At 50.9% G+C, this 22,179-nt stretch carries 22 protein-coding genes; 13 read left to right on the plus strand and 9 right to left on the minus strand.

Going from position 1 to position 22,179, the window contains the following annotated elements; genetic code table 11:
- Nucleotides 1–14: 14 nt before the first annotated feature.
- Complete coding sequence (smpB, locus tag ACS18Q_RS03415; RefSeq protein WP_004729276.1) at nt 15–503, minus strand: SsrA-binding protein SmpB; 489 nt, start codon at nt 501–503, stop codon at nt 15–17.
- A gap of 226 nt (nt 504–729) precedes the next feature.
- Here smpB and ACS18Q_RS03420 point away from each other — a divergent pair, with 226 nt between their 5' ends.
- Nucleotides 730–1,164 carry an SRPBCC family protein gene (locus ACS18Q_RS03420; protein WP_004729274.1) on the plus strand — a complete coding sequence of 145 codons (435 nt, stop codon included), beginning with the start codon at nt 730–732 and terminating at the stop codon, nt 1,162–1,164.
- Entirely contained in the window at nt 1,161–1,520 is a 360-nt protein-coding gene (locus ACS18Q_RS03425) for an RnfH family protein (protein ID WP_004729272.1), read from the plus strand. Before ACS18Q_RS03420 ends, ACS18Q_RS03425 begins: the two co-directional genes overlap by 4 nt.
- Before the next feature lie 46 nt (nt 1,521–1,566).
- On the opposite strand, the gene bamE is transcribed toward ACS18Q_RS03425, so the two are convergent.
- The 3 genes from bamE to nadK all read right to left on the minus strand — a co-directional run bounded on the left by bamE (nt 1,567) and on the right by nadK (nt 4,743).
- The gene (bamE, locus tag ACS18Q_RS03430; protein ID WP_038152730.1) at nt 1,567–1,926 is read right to left on the minus strand and encodes an outer membrane protein assembly factor BamE; all 360 of its coding nucleotides are present in this window, start codon (nt 1,924–1,926) and stop codon (nt 1,567–1,569) included.
- A gap of 154 nt (nt 1,927–2,080) precedes the next feature.
- On the minus strand, nt 2,081–3,742 hold the full coding sequence (recN, locus tag ACS18Q_RS03435; protein ID WP_441257381.1) for a DNA repair protein RecN: 1,662 nt from the start codon (nt 3,740–3,742) through the stop codon (nt 2,081–2,083).
- A gap of 116 nt (nt 3,743–3,858) precedes the next feature.
- Nucleotides 3,859–4,743 carry an NAD(+) kinase gene (gene nadK / locus ACS18Q_RS03440; RefSeq protein WP_158141036.1) on the minus strand — a complete coding sequence of 295 codons (885 nt, stop codon included), beginning with the start codon at nt 4,741–4,743 and terminating at the stop codon, nt 3,859–3,861.
- A 145-nt stretch (nt 4,744–4,888) separates the two neighbouring features.
- Between nadK and grpE the strand changes: the two genes are divergently transcribed.
- The 4 genes from grpE (at nt 4,889) to dnaJ (ending at nt 10,621) form a co-directional block, all read left to right on the plus strand.
- Nucleotides 4,889–5,491, plus strand: a complete 603-nt coding sequence (gene grpE, locus ACS18Q_RS03445; RefSeq protein ID WP_055467113.1) for a nucleotide exchange factor GrpE — start codon at nt 4,889–4,891, stop codon at nt 5,489–5,491.
- 323 nt (nt 5,492–5,814) lie between these two features.
- On the plus strand, nt 5,815–7,089 hold the full coding sequence (locus ACS18Q_RS03450) for a dicarboxylate/amino acid:cation symporter (protein ID WP_055467114.1): 1,275 nt from the start codon (nt 5,815–5,817) through the stop codon (nt 7,087–7,089).
- A 235-nt stretch (nt 7,090–7,324) separates the two neighbouring features.
- Nucleotides 7,325–9,235 (plus strand): molecular chaperone DnaK, encoded by a 1,911-nt coding sequence (dnaK, locus tag ACS18Q_RS03455; protein WP_143679317.1) that lies wholly within the window; start codon nt 7,325–7,327, stop codon nt 9,233–9,235.
- A 237-nt stretch (nt 9,236–9,472) separates the two neighbouring features.
- Nucleotides 9,473–10,621: a molecular chaperone DnaJ gene (dnaJ, locus tag ACS18Q_RS03460; protein WP_055467115.1), complete on the plus strand. Its 1,149-nt coding sequence runs from the start codon at nt 9,473–9,475 to the stop codon at nt 10,619–10,621.
- A gap of 62 nt (nt 10,622–10,683) precedes the next feature.
- Here dnaJ and ACS18Q_RS03465 read toward each other — a convergent pair whose 3' ends face one another.
- Nucleotides 10,684–11,121, minus strand: a complete 438-nt coding sequence (locus ACS18Q_RS03465; protein ID WP_441257382.1) for a type IV pilin protein — start codon at nt 11,119–11,121, stop codon at nt 10,684–10,686.
- Nucleotides 11,122–11,217: 96 nt separating this feature from the next.
- On the opposite strand from ACS18Q_RS03465, the gene ACS18Q_RS03470 reads away from it, so the two are divergent.
- The 5 genes from ACS18Q_RS03470 (at nt 11,218) to ACS18Q_RS03490 (ending at nt 15,930) form a co-directional block, all read left to right on the plus strand.
- Complete coding sequence (locus ACS18Q_RS03470; RefSeq protein ID WP_441257383.1) at nt 11,218–11,727, plus strand: GspH/FimT family pseudopilin; 510 nt, start codon at nt 11,218–11,220, stop codon at nt 11,725–11,727.
- On the plus strand, nt 11,705–12,346 hold the full coding sequence (locus ACS18Q_RS03475) for a PilW family protein (RefSeq protein WP_441257384.1): 642 nt from the start codon (nt 11,705–11,707) through the stop codon (nt 12,344–12,346). The genes ACS18Q_RS03470 and ACS18Q_RS03475 overlap by 23 nt, the downstream gene beginning before the upstream one ends.
- Nucleotides 12,343–13,671 carry a hypothetical protein gene (locus ACS18Q_RS03480; RefSeq protein ID WP_441257385.1) on the plus strand — a complete coding sequence of 443 codons (1,329 nt, stop codon included), beginning with the start codon at nt 12,343–12,345 and terminating at the stop codon, nt 13,669–13,671. Before ACS18Q_RS03475 ends, ACS18Q_RS03480 begins: the two co-directional genes overlap by 4 nt.
- On the plus strand, nt 13,661–14,077 hold the full coding sequence (locus ACS18Q_RS03485; RefSeq protein WP_206982310.1) for a type IV pilus modification PilV family protein: 417 nt from the start codon (nt 13,661–13,663) through the stop codon (nt 14,075–14,077). Before ACS18Q_RS03480 ends, ACS18Q_RS03485 begins: the two co-directional genes overlap by 11 nt.
- Nucleotides 14,078–14,370: 293 nt before the next feature.
- Nucleotides 14,371–15,930, plus strand: a complete 1,560-nt coding sequence (locus tag ACS18Q_RS03490) for an AbgT family transporter (protein ID WP_055467120.1) — start codon at nt 14,371–14,373, stop codon at nt 15,928–15,930.
- 60 nt (nt 15,931–15,990) lie between these two features.
- Here ACS18Q_RS03490 and fghA read toward each other — a convergent pair whose 3' ends face one another.
- Nucleotides 15,991–16,836 (minus strand): S-formylglutathione hydrolase, encoded by an 846-nt coding sequence (fghA, locus tag ACS18Q_RS03495; protein ID WP_441257386.1) that lies wholly within the window; start codon nt 16,834–16,836, stop codon nt 15,991–15,993.
- 107 nt (nt 16,837–16,943) lie between these two features.
- Nucleotides 16,944–18,074, minus strand: a complete 1,131-nt coding sequence (locus tag ACS18Q_RS03500) for an S-(hydroxymethyl)glutathione dehydrogenase/class III alcohol dehydrogenase (RefSeq protein WP_004729246.1) — start codon at nt 18,072–18,074, stop codon at nt 16,944–16,946.
- A gap of 163 nt (nt 18,075–18,237) precedes the next feature.
- Between ACS18Q_RS03500 and ACS18Q_RS03505 the strand changes: the two genes are divergently transcribed.
- Nucleotides 18,238–19,125, plus strand: a complete 888-nt coding sequence (locus tag ACS18Q_RS03505; protein WP_004729245.1) for a LysR family transcriptional regulator — start codon at nt 18,238–18,240, stop codon at nt 19,123–19,125.
- Between the two features lie 27 nt (nt 19,126–19,152).
- A complete protein-coding gene (gene tadA, locus ACS18Q_RS03510; protein WP_158165015.1) occupies nt 19,153–19,722 on the plus strand; it encodes a tRNA adenosine(34) deaminase TadA in 570 nt (189 codons plus the stop codon).
- 224 nt (nt 19,723–19,946) lie between these two features.
- Here the strand turns inward: tadA and ACS18Q_RS03515 are convergent, their stop codons facing one another.
- Both ACS18Q_RS03515 and mltF read right to left on the minus strand, forming a co-directional pair.
- Nucleotides 19,947–20,078: a hypothetical protein gene (locus ACS18Q_RS03515; protein WP_004729240.1), complete on the minus strand. Its 132-nt coding sequence runs from the start codon at nt 20,076–20,078 to the stop codon at nt 19,947–19,949.
- A gap of 299 nt (nt 20,079–20,377) precedes the next feature.
- On the minus strand, nt 20,378–21,937 hold the full coding sequence (gene mltF, locus ACS18Q_RS03520) for a membrane-bound lytic murein transglycosylase MltF (RefSeq protein ID WP_004729238.1): 1,560 nt from the start codon (nt 21,935–21,937) through the stop codon (nt 20,378–20,380).
- Nucleotides 21,938–22,179: the final 242 nt, after the last annotated feature.

The following is a 22,179-nucleotide window of genomic DNA, read 5'->3' on the forward strand; positions in this document are numbered from 1 at the left end:
TCAAGTGGTTAAGATTAGCGCAGGTTGTTGCTCTTCATGACACGAGCTTTCTGACGCTGCCAATCTTTTTCTTTCAAATCGTCACGTTTGTCGTGCAGTTTTTTACCTTTCGCGACACCGATTTTGATTTTCACCCATGAGCGAGACCAGTAAAGCGCAGTGGCGATCAGAGTCATGCCTTCACGGTTGATACGACCAAACAGGTTGTCGAGTTCACGACGTGACAAGAGCAGCTTGCGTACACGGGTCGGGTTTGCGACGACGTGCGTGGATGCTTGCTGCAGTGGTGTAATCGTCATACCGGAGATAAACGCTTCTCCGTCACGCAAGAAAACGTAGCTTTCTGCGATATTGGCTTTGCCTTGGCGTAGAGATTTAACTTCCCAGCCTTGGAGCTCCATACCAGCTTCGATTTCATCTTCAATGAAATACTCATGGCGAGCTTTTTTGTTCAGCGCGATAGTGTTGCTACCCGCTTTTGTGTTTGATTTTTTCTTTACCATAGTGGGCGCATTATACGGATTGGTGAAAGGTTAGGAAATGCTTTTCTTTGCGTAGCATAAGGTTAACGGCAACAGAGCTCAAGAGGGATTGATGCAGTAACTTGAGGTCGTGCGGGGATAAACGTACAATCGCTGCAATGTGATATTCCCAACGGACCGATTGCGGTGGGATCATCCGTACAAATGATGAGTTGAACAAGAATTCTGGGTAATGTGAGGAGAAAAGATGAAGCAAGTCAGTCGTTCTGCTCTGGTGTCTTTCAGTGCAGATCAGATGTTTCATTTAGTGAATGATGTGGCTCGTTATCCGGAGTTTTTACCGGGATGTTCCGGTTCGCGTGTGATTGAAGCATCGAACGATAAGATGGTTGCGTCGGTAGATGTGTCAAAAGCGGGTATCAGCAAGACATTTACGACATCCAATGAATTGAATCACGGCGAGTCTATCATCATGAATTTGGTTGATGGCCCGTTTCGAACGTTGCGCGGTGGTTGGTATTTTACGCCGTTGGATGAGCAAGCGTGTAAAGTGGAATTGAAGCTGGAATTTGAATTTTCTAGCAAGATGATTGAGATGGCGTTTGGTAAGGTGTTCAACGAGTTGACCGGGAATATGGTGAACGCTTTTACCAAGCGAGCCAAGCAGGTGTATGCGCTATGAGTATTGAGTCAGACATGATTCACGTAGAGGTGGTATATGCACTTCCACAGGAACAGCGCGTCCTCACGCTGGTGGTGAATAAAGCGATGACGGTTGAAGAGATCATCGAAACATCCGGCATTTTGCAGATGTATCCGGAAATTGATCTGAGCAAAAATAAAGTGGGTGTATTTAGCCGCAACGTGAAGTTGGATGCGACGGTACGCGATCGTGATCGCATTGAAATTTACCGACCGCTACTGGCGGATCCAAAAGAGATTCGTCGTAAGCGTGCCGAGCAAGCGAAAGCGGCCGGCAAGGCGGATCCGGTTACGGGAGGCAAACCCAATGCCTCGCGTAAATCAGACGCAGATTAAGCCACATACAAAAAAGCTCGCCTTGGCGAGCTTTTTTCATGCCTGATCAGTTCAAGCTTTCAAAGAAATTGTCACTTTGCTGGAAGTCACCCGCGATATTGACCAAGGTGCCGCCATTGTTGAAGTTGACCACCAGATTTTTCTGAATGGATGCTTCGTGCCCTGCGGTGTGGTGATAAATGTAGTACCAGGTATCCGGATAACCGTTTTCAACCAACATGGGTGAACCCAGTACAAAACGGACCTGTTCTTTCGACATACCGAATTTCAACTGGTCAACGGCCTGTTGTTCGATGTAGTTGCCTTGGTTAATGTCGATACGATAAACCAGACGTTCTAGAACGCTACAGCCAGACAACATCGTCAAGGCCAGAGGAAGGGCGACAAGCCACTTGGTAAACTGCATATTTAAAATTCTATAGCTGATGAAACTCAAAACTGGGGTGATAATAAACAAGCTCAGGGCAGATGTAAAAACATCCCGTGTCCTCTGAGCTTGTTGAGACTACGAATTTTGAATTAGGTTGCAAAGCGTGAACAAAAAATTCATTTTTTGTGCGCTAGGCAGCAACCAGCAGCTCTTTAGCATTCGCCAGAGTCGATTCGGTGATTTGGCTACCGCCTAGTAAACGAGCCAACTCTGCCACTCGTTGTTCGTGATCGAGTTTGACCATCTGTGTTTCGGTTTTGCCGCCTTTGGTCTGTTTTGCCACGAACAATTGGTTGTGACCACAGCCTGCCACTTGGGGTAAGTGCGTGACACACAAGACCTGCGTGGACTCGCCCAGCGTGCGCAGCATTTTCCCGACGACAGCGGCGGTTGGGCCTGAAATCCCCACATCCACTTCATCGAAAATGAGGCTTGGTGTATCGACTTTCTGTGCGGTGATCACCTGAATGGCAAGTGACATCCGTGACAGTTCACCACCAGAGGCCACTTTGGCAATTGGCTGCAAAGGCTGGCCGGGGTTGGTGGAGACCAAGAAGGTGATGGCATCAAAGCCAAGCGGAGAAGGCCCCCCTTGGTTACATACGTCAATTTTAAACTGCGCATGTTCCATGCTGAGTTCGTGCATGCTTTGGCTGATGAGCTTATCAAGCTCTTTGGCGTAGCGGCTGCGCGATTTGTTCAGTTTCTCTGCTGCGGTCACAAACAACTGATACTTCGCGTCCACTTCATCAGCCAATGCATCCATTTTCTCTTCTGAGCAATCGAGCTGCGCAATTTGTTGCAGCAAATCTTGGTGATGTTGATACAGCGCATTGGGTAAAACGTGATGTTTGCGCGACAGTGACATGATGCGTGAATAACGCTCTTCCACAAACGCCATGCGCTCAGGGTCAACATCAATACTGTCGAGGTAGCCACGCAGCTCACTGTTGGCTTCTTCGAGTTGAATTATGGCATCTGAAATCATGTTTGGCAGCGTGCCGAGTTTGCTGTCCAATTCTGCCAGTTCAATCAACGTGGCACTGGTGGACTGCAACAGACTGAGTGCATTCACTTCGTCGCCTTCGTACAAAAGGTCGATGGCTTTTTGGCAGTTGATCGCCAGATCACCGCTATTGGCCAAACGTTTGTGCTCTTGTTCGAGTTCGGCGTATTCGTCTTCGCCAATCGCCAGCTCATTGAGCTCTTTGATCTGATACTCCAGCAACTGCAATTGCGCCAGGTTCTGCTGGCTATTTTCTCTCATTTGCTTGAGCTGGTTATTGGCTTGACGCCACCCTTGATAGCTGAGGCGGGTCTTTTTCAGTAGGTCGATGTGGCCGGCGTATTGATCCAGCATCGCGAGCTGATATTCCGGTTTCATCAGTTGTTGATGCGCATGCTGACCGTGAATGTTGATCAGCAGTTGACCGAGGGATTTGAGTTGCGACAGGGGCACCGGGCTGCCATTGATGAATGCTCGTGAGCGGCCATCTTTGGTGATGGTACGACGCAGAATGCAATCTTTGCCATCCAAGAGATCGTTATCTTCTAACCAACGAGTGGCGTGAATATTGTTATCCAGAACAAAGGCGGCGCTGACTTCGGTTTTTTCTTCCCCTTGTCGCACCATGCTGGCTTCTGCGCGGCCACCCAAACACAGACTCAGCGCGTCTATCGCAATGGATTTACCTGCACCGGTTTCTCCGGTAATCGTGGTCATTCCTTTTGACAGCTCAAGCTGCAGAGATTTCACAATCGCAAAGTTATTCACACTTAAATGGGCCAGCATTTTTGCACCTGTATAATTGAACAATACTGTATAAGAAAACAGTATATACTGTTTCTTTATACAGTAAAGTTGCCCAGGTGAAAATTTTTAGGTGGCGAAATAAAGTGTGAGCAAACTCAAAATAGCTTGCTCGACCACCCCAGTTTATTCCGCAGGACATGGTAGTAGCTGTAGTCCTCAGGATGGATCAGTCGCAGTACGTTCGGGCTTTGATAAATATGAATTTCATCCCCCGGAGAGACCGACAACGACACCTGACCATCACAGCTGATTTCCTGCGTTCCCCGGTTGTCTGGAGACACGATGAGCTTGATGCGTCGTTTGCCATCGACCACCAATGGGCGGCAAGACAAGGTGTGAGGGAACATGGGGACTAAGGTAATGGCATTGAGACTTGGCGACAAAATGGGGCCGCCGCCGGAGAGCGAATACGCCGTCGAACCGGTCGGGGTTGAGACGATGATGCCATCGGAACGCTGAGAGAACGCGAAGTTGTTGTCGATGTAAACTTCAAATTCAATCATGCGCGCAATCTTGCCCGGGTGCAGCACTGCTTCATTGAGCGCTGCATTGTGGCTTTTGACTTGGCCATGGCGATGAATTTCGGCTTCGAGCAGAAAGCGTTCTTCTTCCATGTAGTTGCCGTTTAGGACATCGGCCAGCCGCGTTTGGAAATCTTCCGGATTGAGATCGGTGAGAAAGCCAAGATTGCCTCGGTTCACGCCGATCACCGAAATGTCAAAGCGCGATAGCACGCGAGCAGCGCCAAGCATGTTGCCGTCGCCGCCAACCACGATGGCGAGATCGGCTTTTTTTCCCAGTTCAATCAGGCTGCCGAAATGGTCTGATGGGATCTCGGTCAAAATTTCGCGCAGTCGCTCATCAATGAACACGGCCTTACCAAGAGACGTTAACCAATCATAAAGATCTTTATGTGTCTGAATCGCTTGTTGATCTCTCGGTTTTCCGATGATGGCGATCACGTCAAACGGGTTTTTCATAAGTTTTCCAACCGAATTAGGCTTGAATCAGAATTCTTCATCCCCATAATAAAGGCAAGTTACGCTTTTATGCGAATTTTTGTGTCAGGAAACTAAGAGATTTCAACTCCTAAGCACATTAAGTGTCGAGAGTTTTGGAGATATCATGAGCAACGAAGAAAATAAGATCAAAGACGAAGAGCTGCAACAAGGTGCGGTTGAAGTAGAAGCGGAAGCCGTTGGCACTGATGCTGATATCGATTGGAATCAAGACGCAGACGAGCTTGATGAAAAGGAAGCGAAAATTGCTCAGTTAGAAGCTGCACTGCTAACGAGTGAAGAGCGCGTGAAGGAGCAACAGGATGCGGTACTGCGTGCTCGTGCTGATGTTGAAAACATGCGCCGCCGTAGCGAACAAGAGATCGACAAAGCGCGTAAATATGCGCTGAGCCGTTTTATTGAAGAGCTGCTGCCCGTGCTGGACAATATGGAACGTGCGATTCAAGCTGCGGATGGTGAGAACGAGGTGGTGAAACCGATTCTGGAAGGTGTGGAGCTGACACATAAAACATTTGTGGATGCGGTCGCGAAATTTGGCCTCAAAGAGATCAACCCAGAAGGCGAAGCATTCAACCCAGAATTCCATCAAGCGATGTCGATTCAGGAAAGTCCCGATCACGCATCAAACACCGTGATGTTTGTGATGCAAAAGGGCTATGAGCTGAATGGTCGCGTCGTACGCCCTGCGATGGTGATGGTAGCGAAATAATCTACCGGCTGTGTATGAAAAGAGAGGCTTATGCCTCTCTTTTTTTGTTTGAAAAACACGTTGGAATGCTTGGTGTATCAGGGATGGCTTAATTAGTGTTGTTAGGTATTCCTGAATAGCTTATGAAACAGCTGGTTAGAGATAAATCCTGTTGAGATCGTTGTTTTTTAGTAAATGTTCTAATTTGCGCCATGTAACATTTTTGTAAATAAATACTTCTGATTGTTATCGCTGTGTGTATGATGCGCGGACGTTTAGCACCTTTGGTGACATAAACGACTTTATAACGATAAATACTCAACACAACAAACTGGAGTAGAACGATGGATAAATCGCTCTCATCGAAAATCTTTTTAGGCTTGTTTGCTGGCCTGGTTCTCGGGACCGCCATTCAATACCTGTTTCAGGGTGTTTCCCTGTTCGACGTGTATCTATTAGGTGCCGCAGAAGGTGCAGGCGGCATGTTCGTCTCGCTCATCAAGTTACTGGTGGTGCCACTGGTGTATGTGTCCATCGTGTGTGGCATCGTTGATCTAAAAGACATCTCCGCTTTTGGCCGTTTAGGCACTAAAACTTTTGCACTTTATATCATCAACACCGTCATTGCGATTGCAGCGGCACTGACCGTCGGCATGATCTTCCAACCGGGTGCGGATGCGAACTTGGCTGGGACTGTGTCTCAAGCGGTGAAACTCACAACGACCGAAACGCCGGATATTTTCTCGCTGGTGGTCAACATTGTGCCAAGCAACCCAGTACAAGCGTTTGCTAATGGCGACATGCTGCAAATCATCTTTATGGCTATTTTGACGGGGTTAGCGATTCAGGCGCTGGATTCACGTGGTGGCCCTGCGATTCGTACCTTTAAATTAGCCAACGAAATCATGATGAAGCTGGTGGGCTTGGTGATGAGCCTCGCGCCTTACGGTGTGTTCGCGCTGATGACGCAACTGGGTGCAACTTTAAATGCACACACGCTGATGTCGGTGGCGGGATACGTGGCCTTGGTGGTGGCGATGTTGGTGTTCTGGATCTTCGTTTTCTACCCAATGGTTGTGGGGATGACGACGAGCGTTTCACCCAAACAATTCTTGCGCGCGACTCGTGAACAGGTGCTGTTCTCTCTGTCGACGGCCAGCTCGAATGCAACCATTCCGGTGACCATGCGCACGCTGACTGAAAAGCTGCAAGTGTCTAAGTCTGTCGCGGGTTTTGGTGTGCCGCTGGGCGCGACCATGAACATGTCTGGTGTGTCTATCTATATTGCGCTGGCAACGATTTTTGTTGCGAACGCCTTTGGTCAGCCGATCAACTCGGCAGACATCTTTACCCTCGGTTTAACCATTCTGTTGCTGTCAATTGGTGCCGGCGGTGTTCCGGGTGGTGGCGTGGTGATGGTGGGCGTGCTGCTGCACCAACTGGGTCTGCCACCTGAAGGATTGGCGATCATTGCGGCGGTTGACCGTATCAATGACATGTTCTGTACTTCGTCAAACGTGGTGGGAGATACCGCTGTGAACACCATCGTGGCGAAGAGTGAAGGGGAACTGGCAACCGCAGATGACGCGCAAGCTGAGCTGGCGACAGAATCGCGTTAAGGCAGAAATTGACCTCTATTTATCCAAGCGAAGCCAAGGCTTCGCTTTTTTCTTACTAAAAATTCAAACTTTTTTTGTTTTTACCCTTGAAAAGGTATTTGTCGCCCTTATCTATGGGGCATACGAGAAGCAAACATACACAGTTTTGTTTGTGAGCGGGGATTGAAACCCGATTCTCCATCCCCACATTAGGGGTATAGCAAAACGAACATAGAATTTATTCGGAGATAGCCTGATGGGTAGAATCATTGGTATTGACTTAGGTACTACTAACTCATGTGTTGCTGTGCTAGACGGCGACAAACCTCGCGTAATCGAGAACGCAGAGGGTGAGCGTACAACCCCTTCTGTAATTGCGTACACAGATGGTGAAACGCTAGTTGGTCAGCCAGCAAAACGTCAAGCTGTAACCAACCCGGAAAACACGCTATTTGCAATTAAGCGTCTTATCGGTCGTCGTTATGAAGACGAAGAAGTACAGCGTGACATTTCAATCATGCCTTACAAAATCGTGCGTGCAGACAATGGCGATGCGTGGGTAGAAGCGAAAGGCCAAAAAATGGCTGCGCCTCAGGTTTCAGCAGAAGTTCTGAAAAAAATGAAGAAAACTGCAGAAGATTACCTGGGCGAGAAAGTCACTGGCGCGGTTATTACAGTGCCAGCTTACTTCAACGATGCACAACGTCAGGCAACGAAAGATGCCGGCCGTATCGCAGGTCTTGAAGTAAAACGTATCATCAACGAACCAACTGCAGCTGCACTGGCTTATGGTTTGGACAAACAGGGCGGCGACCGCGTGATCGCAGTATACGACCTGGGTGGTGGTACATTTGATATTTCAATCATCGAAATCGATGAAGTTGAAGGCGAGAAAACCTTCGAAGTACTGGCAACCAACGGTGACACTCACTTGGGTGGTGAAGACTTCGATAACCGCATGATCAACTACTTGGTTGACGAGTTCAACAAAGAACAAGGCATCAACCTGAAGAGCGATCCACTGGCGATGCAGCGTCTGAAAGAAGCGGCAGAGAAAGCGAAAATCGAACTGTCTTCAGCACAGCAAACTGATGTGAACTTGCCTTACATCACTGCGGATGCAACTGGTCCTAAGCACATGAACATCAAAGTGACTCGTGCGAAACTGGAATCGTTGGTTGAAGACTTGGTTCAACGTTCTCTGGAACCATTGAAAGTCGCCTTGGCTGACGCTGACCTATCAGTAAACGACATCACTGACGTTATCTTGGTGGGTGGTCAGACTCGTATGCCAATGGTTCAGAAAAAAGTGGCTGAGTTCTTTGGTAAAGAAGCGCGTCGTGACGTGAACCCTGATGAAGCGGTCGCTGTGGGGGCTGCGGTTCAAGGTGGCGTACTGTCAGGCGACGTGAAAGACGTGCTGCTGCTGGACGTAACACCGCTGTCTCTGGGTATCGAGACCATGGGCGGTGTGATGACCAAACTGATTGAGAAAAACACCACGATTCCAACCAAAGCGAATCAAGTGTTCTCAACTGCAGAAGACAACCAAAACGCAGTAACGATCCACGTTCTGCAAGGTGAACGTAAACAAGCGAACTACAACAAGTCGCTGGGTCAGTTCAACCTAGAAGGCATTCAGCCTGCACCACGTGGTATGCCTCAGATCGAAGTAACTTTCGACCTGGATGCGGATGGTATCCTGCACGTATCAGCGAAAGACAAACAAACTGGTAAAGAGCAGAACATCACGATCCAAGCATCGGGTGGCCTGAGCGACGAAGAAATCGAAAAAATGGTTCAAGAAGCAGAAGCGAACAAAGAAGCGGACAAAAAGTTCGAAGAGTTAGCGACTGCACGTAACCAAGCTGACCAGATGATCCACGCAACTCGTAAGCAGGTTGAAGAAGCGGGTGACGCACTGCCAGCAGACGAAAAAGAGAAAATCGAAGCGGCAATCAGTGAGCTGGAAACAGCGAAACGCGGCGAAGATAAAGCAGAAATCGATGCGAAAGTTCAAGCATTGATGACGGCCTCTCAAAAGTTGATGGAAATCGCTCAGCAGAAAGCTCAAGCACAAGGTGCTGACGCTGGCCAACAGTCTGCTTCTCCAGAAGATGACGTGGTCGACGCAGAGTTTGAAGAAGTGAAAGACGACAAGAAATAATTGATTGTCATCGAAGGCTTGAATTTGAGAGAATTCAAGCCCTTCACCTTCGTCCTTTGTTGAAAAGGACACTCGAAGTTTGATGCGGGCGTTGGGGGAAACTCTTACGCCCGTCTGTTTGTCAGCTTTATCGCTATAGCTAAGAAAGATGCACTTTTTATCTATATCGATACAAAACACCAAGCGGCGCTAAGTACAGCGAGAACCGTTTGCAGTAACAGATTGGTGATCTAGAACATGTCAAAACGTGATTTTTACGAAGTATTAGGCGTTAGCCGTGATGCCTCTGAGCGTGATATTAAGAAGGCGTACAAACGCCTGGCGATGAAATTCCACCCAGACCGCAATCAGGGTGATGCCAGCGCTGCGGATAAGTTTAAAGAAGTAAAAGAAGCGTATGAAATTCTGACGGATCCGCAGAAAAAAGCCGCTTATGACCAATACGGCCACGCAGCCTTTGAACAAGGCGGCGGTGGTTTCGGTGGTGGCGGCTTTGGCGGCGGCGGTGCGGATTTTGGCGACATCTTTGGTGATGTGTTTGGCGACATTTTCGGTGGTGGTCGTCGTGGTGGCGGTGCGCCGCGCCCACAACGTGGTGCCGATCTACGCTACAACATGGAACTGTCGCTGGAAGAAGCGGTACGCGGCTGCTCGAAAGAGATTGAAGTCCCAACACTGGTGCACTGTGAAGCATGTGATGGTAGCGGTGCGAAGAAAGGCACGTCGGCGCAAACTTGTGGCACCTGTCATGGCCACGGTCAAGTGCAGATGCGTCAAGGCTTCTTCGCGGTTCAGCAAACCTGTCCAACCTGTCACGGTAAAGGCAAGATCATTAAAGACCCTTGTAACGAGTGTCATGGTCAAGGCCGTAAACAGAAGAGCAAAACGCTCAACGTGAAAATTCCCGCCGGTGTGGATACGGGTGACCGTATTCGCCTTGCGGGTGAAGGCGAAGCCGGAGAAATGGGCGCACCAGCGGGCGACTTGTACGTACAAGTGCACGTCAAAGAGCACCACATTTTTGAACGCGACGGCAACAACTTGTACTGTGAAGTGCCAGTGAGCTTTGCGATGGCGGCATTGGGTGGTGAAGTGGAAGTGCCAACACTTGATGGCCGTGTGAATCTGAAAGTGCCGGAAGAAACGCAAACGGGCCGCATGTTCCGTATGCGTGGTAAAGGCGTGAAAAGTGTTCGCGGCGGCGCCATCGGCGATCTGATCGTCAAACTGGTGGTAGAAACTCCGGTGAAACTGAGCGCGCGTCAGAAAGAGTTGCTGCGTGAATTGGAAGAATCGTGCGGCGGCGAAGCGGCGAACAAGCACAAGCCGAAATCTGAAGGTTTCTTCAATGGCGTGAAGAAGTTCTTTGATGACTTAACCAGCTAATGATGCGCCATTCACATTGAATGAGAAAAGCCTGCGTTCGCAGGCTTTTTTGTGCCTGGGGATCAGTGCCAGCATGCGTCCGGTGAACGGGTGCCGTTGCTACTGAGTTCCAGTTTGCTGTACCCAAGGTCGCCACATTGGTCCTGATCTTGCCCTTTCGCAGCTTGCGGCGTTGCTGTGATCACATAACCTGTGCTGCTGAGTGTCACCGACCAAGTGTAGCGATCGCTATCCCCATCACACAAGGTACACGTACCCGCCGAGATCACTCCGCTGGTACTGTAAGCACCATTGTAGTGCTCTTCTAGATAAAGCTGAATCCGCGCCATATTGGCCATGGCCTGTTTGCGATGACCTTCTTTGACATGGTGGGTATAGGCCGGGTAGGCGATGCTGGCCAACACCCCGACGATCACAACCGCGATCATTAATTCGATCAGTGTCATACCCAACGAATGGGATTGCCGCCTGTTGCAACGATTTGTTCGAATCATTTCCATTACTTCCCTGAATCTGCCTGCCTCTATTGTGGATACTGCTAGCATCGGTGCAAGTTGATTCACATTCATCTCATTGTTTGCAAAAGGTTTTGGGAAATGGTTCGCGGGTTTACTTTATTGGAACTGCTGATCACGGTGGCGGTATTGTCGGCGATGTTGGCCTTTGCTGCGCCAAATTTTCAGCGCTTTTCGCAGCAACATCAGATGCAAACCTTAGCGTCTGAATTGCAAGGCTTCCTACAGCAAGCAAAATCCGAAGCGGTGTTTCGAAATCAGGATTTATGGGCGCACATCGTGATGGACCGCAATCCATCTAGCACCGGATTATGGCAAATCATCCTCAACGACAGTGATTCGGTGAGCGCGGGCAGCGCGCTGCTGGTGATGAGTGGGCAGCCATTTCGCCATATCAAGGTCACGTCGGATTTCAGCTCTGATCAAGTGAAATTTGATGGCGTGCGCGGCAAGGTCAAAAACGGCAGTCTGTTTTTTTCGCCCGTCGCCGATGCCACTCAGCAATTGAAACTCAGCACGTCATTTGGTGCCAGCCGCATTATCGTGTGCGGTGAACAAGGAGCGGTGTATGGCTATCCGAAATGCAACTAGGCGCCTTGGCGGCGCGTCGCTGATTGAGTTTATGATTGCAGCACTGGTTGGTGCGATGGCGCTTGGCATTGTCGGTTCGGTGTTTATCTCCAGCCAGCGTAGTGCCGCGCAACGCAGTCAGGAAATTTTGTTGCTGCAAAACATGACCAACGTGTTGCAAGTGATGAAGGAAGATCTGTATCAAGCCGGTTACGGTGGCGTGCAGCGCAAATCGGTCTTACTGTCTGGTGCTACTCGTGTCGTGCACACCGAAGCGGCGCCGCCTCTGCTGGGTTACGTGTATCAAGTGATGTCTGGTGCATCATCAGCGTATCGCAATGTGGTCTATCGTCAGCAAAGTGCCGCAGGCGGCACGATGGAGTTGAAGCTGTGTGAAAAACAGCAGCCCGCGCCATTGAGTGTGGCATCAGCAGCAGATTCTGGATTTAGCGGGAATTGTTATTCCCTGTTTGATGCGCGCCAGATCTCCGTTATAGCGTTTCGCGCACGCACCGAAACGTTAGTTTCCGACCGCGCGAGTGGCGCCGTGACGACGGTTTCACTCACGGCGGCGTTAACTCAGAATCCCAGCGTCAGCCAATCCCTTTCCTTTCACATTCAGCAGAGGAACTGGCAATGACAAGCCATTCTCAACGCGGTGTTGCCACACTGTTACTGACATCGATTCTCCTGTCGGTGGCGTTAGTGGTGACGCTCGGCATGTATAAACATCTGTTTTTCCAAATCAAACGTGCGCAGAACGAAGTCAAAGCCAAACAACAATTTTGGCGCGCCGAAGGTGGATTGGAGTGTGTGTATAGTCTGACGCAGACTCAGCACGCGTTGCCATCGGCCATCAGTTATGCCGATTGTCCCGACGTGGCCTTTGGGTATCACACGCCCGCACCGGGGCAGTTGGCCGTCACCGCAACCTATGGCTACAGCCAACTGAGTAAAACGATTCGTTATCCAGCGCCGGCCTCTGGCGTGTTGAAAGCGACCTCCAATCTCTACTTTGCAGGCGGGATGGCGATGCGCCCCGACCCTGGCTTGAGTCTGGGGGAGAGTCAATGGGGCTGCACCATGTTGCGTTACAGCCAAGATTTTCTGGTGAATGGTGCCCTAAAAAATGATGGCTTGTTGAATTCGGATTTGCCTTATGAAGGGTATCCACTTGGACAATCTTGCCACCCTGATTATCTGACTGAACTCACTGCGACAGGGGCTTCGACGCCCACAGGGCTGAAGCGTGATTTTGTCAAAGATAGCGGTCAAACCCCATTTGAAGACTTATTTGGTGCGCCGCGCAGTGATTGGTTTGAAGTGATGGCCGATAGCCATTTTCAAAAAATTGCCAATGAGAGTTTAGTTGACGGCAATGGTCAAATGCTGATGGATCAAAGTGCGCTTCCCACTCCCGAGATCGTGAGTGACTGTGGCGATAAAATTGCGCAGCAGATTAGTGCTGGTCACGATCTCTTGTGGATATATGGCAGTTGTCACATGGATGATGATGACCTCGAAGCGGTCAGTACGGCCATTGATGGGGCTAGTTCAACGTTGGACGGTGTGATTCTGGTGGTGCACAACGGCTTGCTGTCGACGCATGGTTCACTCACGTTCAAAGGCATGATTTATCACTTTATCTCGGCCGCTGATGATGGCTCGCCGGATTTCACACCCAGTGAAGATGCGTGGAAGTCGCTCAATACGACCCAAACCACAAACCTTGCGGGTGTAGTGGATCACGATCCTGATGTTGTGCCGGCCGTGTCAGTGTCAAACACAGCATATTTTCAAAATGGTGCGTTTTTCCCCACCGGAGGCTATGTAATGGATGCGCCGGGTACGTATGCGGTGTTCACGGCGTCGATGAACTTCTCGTTTAACCGTGATGCGATCGAGGTGCCGCTCAATAAAATTCGTCAATTCAAATGGCAACAAGGATCGTGGCATGGGCAGTAAACACCGGGGATTTAGTTTAATTGAAGTGATGATCGCGTTTGTCTTGATCGGCGTGGGGGCATTGGGATTAGTGAAACTGCAAGCGTATATTGAGCAGCGCGCTGATTTTGCGCTGCACAGCGTGCAGGCGCTTAACCTTGCAGAGCAGCAACTGGAATGGTTTCGCACCCACGGTGCCTCTTCGGCTTCACCGTCATGGGCGCAGGCTGATTTTGACACTGATATTGTCAGTGGAGAGGACTTCTCTCATCCGGGATACGCGCTGAGTTGGCAGGTGCCCGCTGCGACGGTGTCGGGTTCGTTAAAAACGGTTGTCATCACGGCGTCTTGGTTGGATCGACAAGGCCAGTCACAAAGCATTGAGCTGCAAACTGCCGTATCACGATACAATCAATACCATCAATAACTCTTTTCGATAGATTGATTTTGGCCACTTTTTTAGCATTTTGTTTTCTCATTTGCTGAGCTGTTGTTTGAATTATGTTGCTAAAATATAGCTAATATACAAAATGTGTCTCTAGATGTTTCAATCGGTTTGGAATTTTGTGCTTGTTAAAGGACGGTCTAATAGAATGCTTAGTAGCGTTATGTGTTCGCGTGTGAATGGATCGCATGCACACACGAATTGTGTGACGTGGGCAGGCCAAGCCGACATCTATTACTAAGGCCGTAAGCAACAACATCTGTCAGGAGTTACCGATGAGTAACCAAGCCGTAAACTCTACACCACCGGCGAATTCGAGTCGCATGGATGGTTTTCTTAATTTTATCGAACGTGCCGGCAATAAAATCCCAGACCCGGCGATTCTGTTTTTCTGGGCGTTGGTGATCGTTTGGGTTGCCTCTGCACTGCTGTCGAATGTCAGTTTTGATCTGGTGAACCCACGTACGGGTGAAGTCCTTGAGATCAACAACTTGTTGACCGGGCAATCACTGGCTCATTTTCTCGCCAACATGGTGAGCACCTTTACCAGTTTTGCTCCGCTTGGCATTGTTCTGGTCGCCATGCTTGGGGTTGGCGTTGCGGATTCCTCAGGCTTTATTACCACGGGCCTGAAGAAAATGCTCAACTACACGCCGGCGAAACTGCTGACGCCGATGCTGATCTTGGTGGCCATCGTGTCGCATACCGCCGCTGATGCGGGGTATGTGTTGGTGATTCCATTGGGCGGTATCATCTTCCACGCTGCCGGGCGTCATCCTTTGGCGGGCATTGCGGCGGCATTTGCCGGTGTCTCGGGTGGTTTTTCTGCCAACTTTATTCCGTCGGGGATCGACCCGCTGCTCGCAGGCTTTACTCAAACGTCAGCCCAGGTACTGGACGCAACGTATCAAGTGAACCCGCTGGCGAACATTTTCTTCACCGGTCTGTCGTCGATTATCATCGTGGCCATTGGCTGGTATGTGACTGAGCGCGTGATTGAACCGCGCCTAAAACGCATGCCCGTGGATGAAGATGCCGAAGACGCGCCAGATTTAGGCTCGTTTAGCGCCATCGAATCAAAAGCTTTTCGTTACGCTGGCAGTGCGATGCTGCTGGGTATTGCACTTTTGGTCGCGGCCTTATGGCCAGAAAACTCAGCGCTGCGTTCCCCAGACGGTGAAATTACGGCGTTTTCAGCACCGATCATGAAGTCGATCGTGCCGCTGATTTTCATTCTGTTTATCATCCCTGGCATCGTCTATGGCCGTGTGTCCGGTACGTTTAAAAACAGCAATGACGTGATCAAGGCGATGTCGGGCACCATGTCGACCATGGGCGCGTACATTGTGATGTCGTTTTTCTGCGCGCAGTTCCTGTCTGCTTTTGGTCAATCCAACATTGGTACAATGCTGGCGCTGTACGGTGCTGAAGGGCTGAAAACTCTGAATCTTCCGGGTGAAGCGACCATTGTCGGCATGATTTTACTGACTGCGATGGTGAACCTATTGGTCGGGTCGGCGTCGGCGAAGTGGGCGCTGATTGGTCCTATTTTGGTGCCAATGCTGATGGCGGTGGGGATTTCTCCTGAGTTGTCTCAAGCGGCGTACCGCGTGGGTGACTCCGTGTCAAACATCATTTCTCCGTTGATGGTGTTCTTCCCGCTGGTGGTGGTGTACTGCCAACGCTACGTGAAGTCGACCGGGATCGGCACATTGGCCTCTTTGATGATGCCATTCTCGATCGCGATGTTGATTGGTTGGACGCTGTTCCTATTGGCGTATTGGGCGATGGGGATTCCTCTGGGCATCCAAGCGCCGTACACGTACACGCTTTAATCCATCATCGGTACAAAAAAGCCCGCAATTGCGGGCTTTTTGACGTTGAACATCGGCGATTTACACTTTGAGGTATTGCGCGTGAAATTCCAAATGTTCGCCGATAAAGCTCTGAATGAAGAAGTAGCTATGATCGTAACCGGGCTGCATGCGCAGGGTGAGATCAAGGCCTTTCTCCTTGGCGACTTGGGCCAAGGTTTCCGGTTGGAGCTGCTCGTGCAGGAAGCTATCCGCTTCGCCCTGATCAATCAAAATTGGCGTGCGTACAGCATGCGACTGAAACAGTTCGACCGCGTCGTACTGCGCCCACGCTGATTTGTCGTCGCCGAGATAATGACGAAATGCTTTCTGGCCCCATGGCACTGCCATCGGGTGACAGATAGGGCTGAACGCTGAGATCGAGGTGTAGTGGTTCTGGTTTTTCGCGCCAATGGTCAGCGCGCCATGGCCGCCCATGCTGTGACCAGCAATCGCTTTACGTTGATTGACTGGAAAGTGCGCTTCAATTAATTGCGGCAACTCATCTACGATGTAGCTATACATTTGGTAGTTGGCCGACCACGGCTCCTGCGTCGCGTTGAGGTAAAAGCCTGCGCCCAAGCCAAAGTCGTACGCGCCCTGCGCATCATCCGGTACATGGTCGCCACGCGGGCTGGTATCCGGTGCGACGATCGCGATGCCAAGCTCTGCCGCTTTTTGAAACGCGGCCGCTTTCTGCATAAAGTTTTCATCGGTGCAGGTCAGCCCCGATAACCAGTACAGCACGGGCACCGGCGCGCTGGCGGAGGCTTGCGGTGGCAGATAAATCGCAAACCGCATGTCACAGTTCAGCACGTCCGACGAATGCTGGTACTGCTTGTGCCAGCCATCAAAGACTTTTGCCTGCGTCAGGTGGGTTAAACTCATGAAGACTCCTTGATGGGGGACAAACGGTCACTCAAACCGTTGACGCTGCCGCGTAAGGCAACTGCGTCAACGTGATGTGGTTTGCCCCGCATGGATGGGGTGAGCGATTATTTGAAATGGATGACCGTGCGAATGCTTTCGCCTTTGTGCATCAAATCAAATGCGTCGTTGATTTGCTCCAGTGGCATGGTGTGCGTGATGAACTCTTGCAGGCCGAACTCTCCAGCCATGTATTGTTCCACGATGCCCGGCAACTGTGAGCGACCTTTCACGCCGCCAAAGGCACTACCACGCCATACGCGGCCGGTTACCAATTGGAATGGACGGGTTGAGATTTCTTGGCCTGCACCGGCTACACCGATGATGACGGATTCGCCCCAACCTTTATGACAGCATTCCAGCGCTTGGCGCATCACGTTGACGTTGCCGATACATTCAAATGAGAAATCCACGCCGCCGTCGGTCATCTCGACGATCACGTCTTGAATCGGTTGGTCGAATTTCTGTGGGTTAATGCAATCGGTCGCGCCCAGTTGTTTGGCGAGCTCGAATTTGCTTTCGTTGATATCAACGCCGATGATGCGGCTTGCGCCCGCCATGCGTGCGCCAATGATCGCAGACAGGCCGATGCCGCCCAGACCAAAGATCGCCACGGTGTCGCCTTCTTTCACTTTGGCGGTGTTCATGACCGCGCCCATTCCCGTGGTGACGCCACAACCCAATAGACAAATCTCTTCCAATGGCGCTTCTTTGTTCACTTTCGCCAGTGAAATTTCTGGCAGCACGGTGTATTCAGAGAAGGTTGAGCAGCCCATGTAGTGGAAAATTGGCTCACCATCTTTGTAGAAACGTGTGGTGCCGTCTGGCATCAAACCTTTGCCTTGGGTGGCGCGCACGGCGCTACACAAGTTGGTTTTGCCTGATTTACAGAATTTACACTCACCACATTCAGCGGTGTACAGTGGAATGACGTGATCGCCCACGGCCACGCTGGTCACACCTTCGCCAACCATTTCCACGATGCCGCCACCTTCGTGACCCAAGATCGCTGGAAAGACGCCTTCTGGATCATCGCCCGATAGGGTAAACGCGTCGGTGTGACACACGCCCGTAGCCACGATGCGCACCAGCACTTCGCCTTTGCGCGGCAGCATGACGTCGACTTCTTCCATTTTCAGGGGTTGATTCGGGCCCCAAGCGACGGCGGCGCGAGATTTGATGAATTTGTCTTGAGACATGAAGTGGTTCCTTTTGATTGATACAGGGTTCGTGTGAAGAAAGGCCGTTGAATGCGCTTTCTACCAAGAGTTTCAGTATAGTCCTTTTACTCTGCGTGATAATTGAGTCAAAATGAGAATAACTTTTACGATATTGTAATAATAACGCAGTGAATGAGGCGATATGGCAAGTTGGGAAGGGGTAAGCGAGTTTGTGGCCGTTGCCGAAACGGGCAGCTTTACGCGCGCAGCGCAGCGCTTGGCGACGTCGGTGGCAAATGTCAGCCGCCGCATCGCGCTGCTGGAAGAGCGTTTGGGGGTGAAATTATTGCTGCGCACCACGCGCAAAGTGTCGTTGACGGAAGCGGGGCAGGTGTATTACCAACAATGTCGCGCGTTGCTCGAAGGGTTGGAACAGGCCGAACTGACAGTCACGCAGATGCAACAAACGCCCAAAGGCAAACTCAAAGTGACCGCGCCGGTGACGTATGGCGAGCAGAAAATCGCGCCGCTACTGCATGACTTTCTATTGCAGCATCCTCAATTGGAATTGGAGTTTGTGCTCACCAACCAAAAACTCGATTTGATTGAGCAAGGCGTGGATGTGGCCGTGCGCTTGGGGCAGTTGGGTGATTCCAGCTTCATCGCGCGCCGCTTGAGCAATCGCAACCTGTACGTGTGTGCCACGCCGCACTATCTGGCGCAATACGGCACGCCTCATACTTTGTCTGAATTGACGCAACACAGCTGTTTGGTGGGCACTCACGATCATTGGCGGTTTAAAGAGAATCAGCAGTCGCGTGCCATTCGCGTGCGCGGCCGTGTGCATTGCGCCAGTGGCGTGGTGCTACTTGATGCGGCGCTCAAAGACATGGGATTGGTGCAATTGCCGGATTATTACGTGGAAGCGCATTTGGCCAGCGGCCGTTTGGTCGAAGTGTTGCCCGCCTATCGCGATGAGCGGGAAGGGGTGTGGGCGCTCTATCCGCAAAACCGCCACTTGTCGCCCAAAGTACGCCTGCTGGTGGATTATCTGGCCCAGCATTTATCTGCGCCGTCGATGCCGTTATAATGCCGCCCCCAATTGAATGAGGTTTCCATGACAGACACACGCGCCCCATTTTCTCCCGAAGATGAACAATTCATGCGCCGCGCGATGGCGCTGGCCGAGCAAGCTGAAGCGGAAGGGGAAGTGCCCGTCGGTGCGGTGCTGGTGAAAGATGGCCACATCATTGCCGAAGGGTGGAACCGTTCGATTGGCGCCTGCGATGCCACCGCACATGCTGAAATTCAAGTCTTGCGTCAAGCGGGCGAAGCGCTGCACAACTATCGCCTGCTAGAGACCACACTGTACGTGACTTTAGAGCCATGCCCGATGTGCGCAGGGGCGTTGCTGCACAGCCGCGTGAAACGGATTGTGTATGGCGCGCCAGATCTCAAAGCAGGCGCGGCCGGTACGGTGCTCGACCTGTTTAGCAGCCAAGCGGCTTATCATTACGCCACGGTGGAGAAAGGCTTGCTGGAAGACGAGTGTCGCCAGCAGTTGCAGGCATTTTTCCAACGGCGCCGCAAAGAGATCAAAGCGCGAAAAGAGGCTGAGAAATTACGGGCGACTCAAGATGATTCGTGTCCCCCCGGTTCTGCTCAGAATCAAGACGACGCGCAGTAACCCGTCGAGAACAATCCCGTGCTGCGTCTAGCGAGTGCGAGTCGTGGTGCGTGACGATGCGACGTGAAAGGTGAGCGGGCAGCGAAACCAACACTCGGTCAGCGAGGTATGGGTCGCGAGTAAATGGTTCAACGAGTAAATGGGGTAACGAGGAAATAAGGTAACGAGGAATGGCAACGATGAGCAAACATCCCCATGAGGTAGATGTTTGCCGCGTGAATGTTTCAGTCCGATAACTGTACGAACGCACGATGGCGAGCCAGCACTTTTTTCTTGGTATTGGCGAGCATACGGCGGCGACGGTTGGCTGAGACGGCTTTACTTAGGAGTTTTGAGTGCCGTTTACGTTTCAGCATAAAACACCCTCCTACAACGGACGACAAAGAAGAACCCCTTTCCGGACCGAACAGAGGGCCGCCTTCTCCTTTGCGGTCAGCGACCAGAATGTCGTCTGTCCAGTGGGTTGAATACGTCCGTTCTGTTGGGTCTGTCATCCCAGCGCATCATCGTGCGTGAGGATGTTCTTCAGCAGGGAACCCAAAAAATAACAGCTTATCGTGTTTTGATTGCACTTGATTGTCACTGCTTTGAGAAATCACGCAAGCGATCAAGTTCACACATCTATCTTTGGGTTTCCCAACTGAAAATCAAGTGGTTATTTATTGCTCACATTTTGCGCTGAACTGGCCGAGGACACGGTTTCTTCGCTCGACGCCAGTGACTCATCAAGATCGCTATTGTCGTCGATGATCTCCTCTTCTGGCGTGATCACCAGTAGATCATCGGTGCCTGAGTCCACACTGGTCACCTGTTTTTGTTCCATGTGGCCGATGATGCTCTGATAGTAACGACGAATGTTTTCCACGTACGACAGCGCTTCATCACCTCGTGCGTAGCCGTAGCGCGTTTGCGTGAAGTATTTTTTCTGACGCAACTGCGGCAGACGATCTTTCACATCTGCCCACGCATCCGGCGAACCGCCTTGCAGTTTGGTCAGGCGGCGGGCATCCATCATATGGCCGTAGCCGACGTTGTACGATGCCAGCGCAAACCAGATTTTCTCGTGATCGGGAATCGAATCAGGAATGCGTTCCATCATGCGGCGCAGATATTCCACCCCGCCACGCACCGATTGCTCTGGATTCAGGCGGTTGGTGACATCCACGCTGCGCGCGGTAGGAAGCGTCAGCATCATCATGCCGCGCACCCCAGTGGGTGATTTGGCATTCGGATTCCAGTGCGATTCTTGATACGCCAAGGCCGCAATCAGGCGCCAGTCAAACTCCTCCGAATATTTCTGGAACAGAGGCATCCATTTTGGCAAACGGGAATCGAGCGCGCGAATAAAGGCGCGTGTGTCGACATAATCAAAGGTGCCGATATGACCAATGTATTTCTCTTCCAGAGACGCGAGGCTGCCGGACTGTTTCAGATTGCCGAAAAATTCAATCATCATCGCATACAGGCTTTCATCATCGGAGCGGCGCATAAACCACGAGATCGGCTGATCTTCGGTCATCTCAAATGCGGTGGCGATGTCGGGATAGATGCGTTGTGACAGGGAAATCTCCACGGAATCGGCCATGGTGAATTTGAGTTCGCCTTGAGAAACCAACTTGAGTAGGTCGTTGACGTCGGCATTGTTATCGACGTAATAGCGAAATTCCGGATACGTGCTTTTCAACGAGTCGAGGGTGTTTTCAAAATGAGAATCGTTGACCACACTGAAAATCGGCGCGTCGCCGCTTTCCAAATACAGTTCATCCTGTTTGGCGATCAGCTGTTCGATATTGCGTGGGCGCCATTGGCCTTTCTTGTACACCACTTGCTGTGACACGTAGTAGTAAGCCGGACCCGCTCGGTAATCTTTCAAGCGCTGTTCGGATTGGCTTAAACCGGCGGCAATGATGTCGATTTCGCCATTTTTCAACGCGGGAAACAGGCTCGACAATCGGTAAGCCGGCTTCATTTCGAGTTTGACGCCCAGCTCGCGGGCAAATTCACGTGCCAGTTCGTAGTCCAGACCTGAGGGGCCGTCTGGACCGATGTAATAGGAGAGTTGGTTGTTGAGGGTGCCGACACGCAAGACACCGCGCGCGCGGATTTGCTCGAGTTCACTTTTCGGCTCAGAGTCGATTTGGCACCCAGCAAGCAGTAGAGCCAGCGCAGCCAAAAAGAGGGCGCGACTCGCAGCAGCGAAAGAAAGCTTGGTCATTAATTCGGGATCTCTTACATCAAGTAGTGTCTTTATATCAAACCCCACACACTTGGCAAAGTTTTGCGGCTGCATGTGAGGCGTGTTGTTGAATCTTTGAGCAAATGAGTTGTAATTCAAATTTAACGAAAAAAATGACGCAAACGGTTGCTTTTGGTGTTACGTCACAAAAAAAAATCATCTATAATGCGCACGCAATGGAGAGGTGAAATCGGTATAAGTTCGCAAATGACCATATAAAT

This window comes from Vibrio sp. Vf1514 (assembly GCF_052076135.1).
In the GTDB taxonomy this organism is placed as follows: domain Bacteria; phylum Pseudomonadota; class Gammaproteobacteria; order Enterobacterales; family Vibrionaceae; genus Vibrio; species Vibrio furnissii.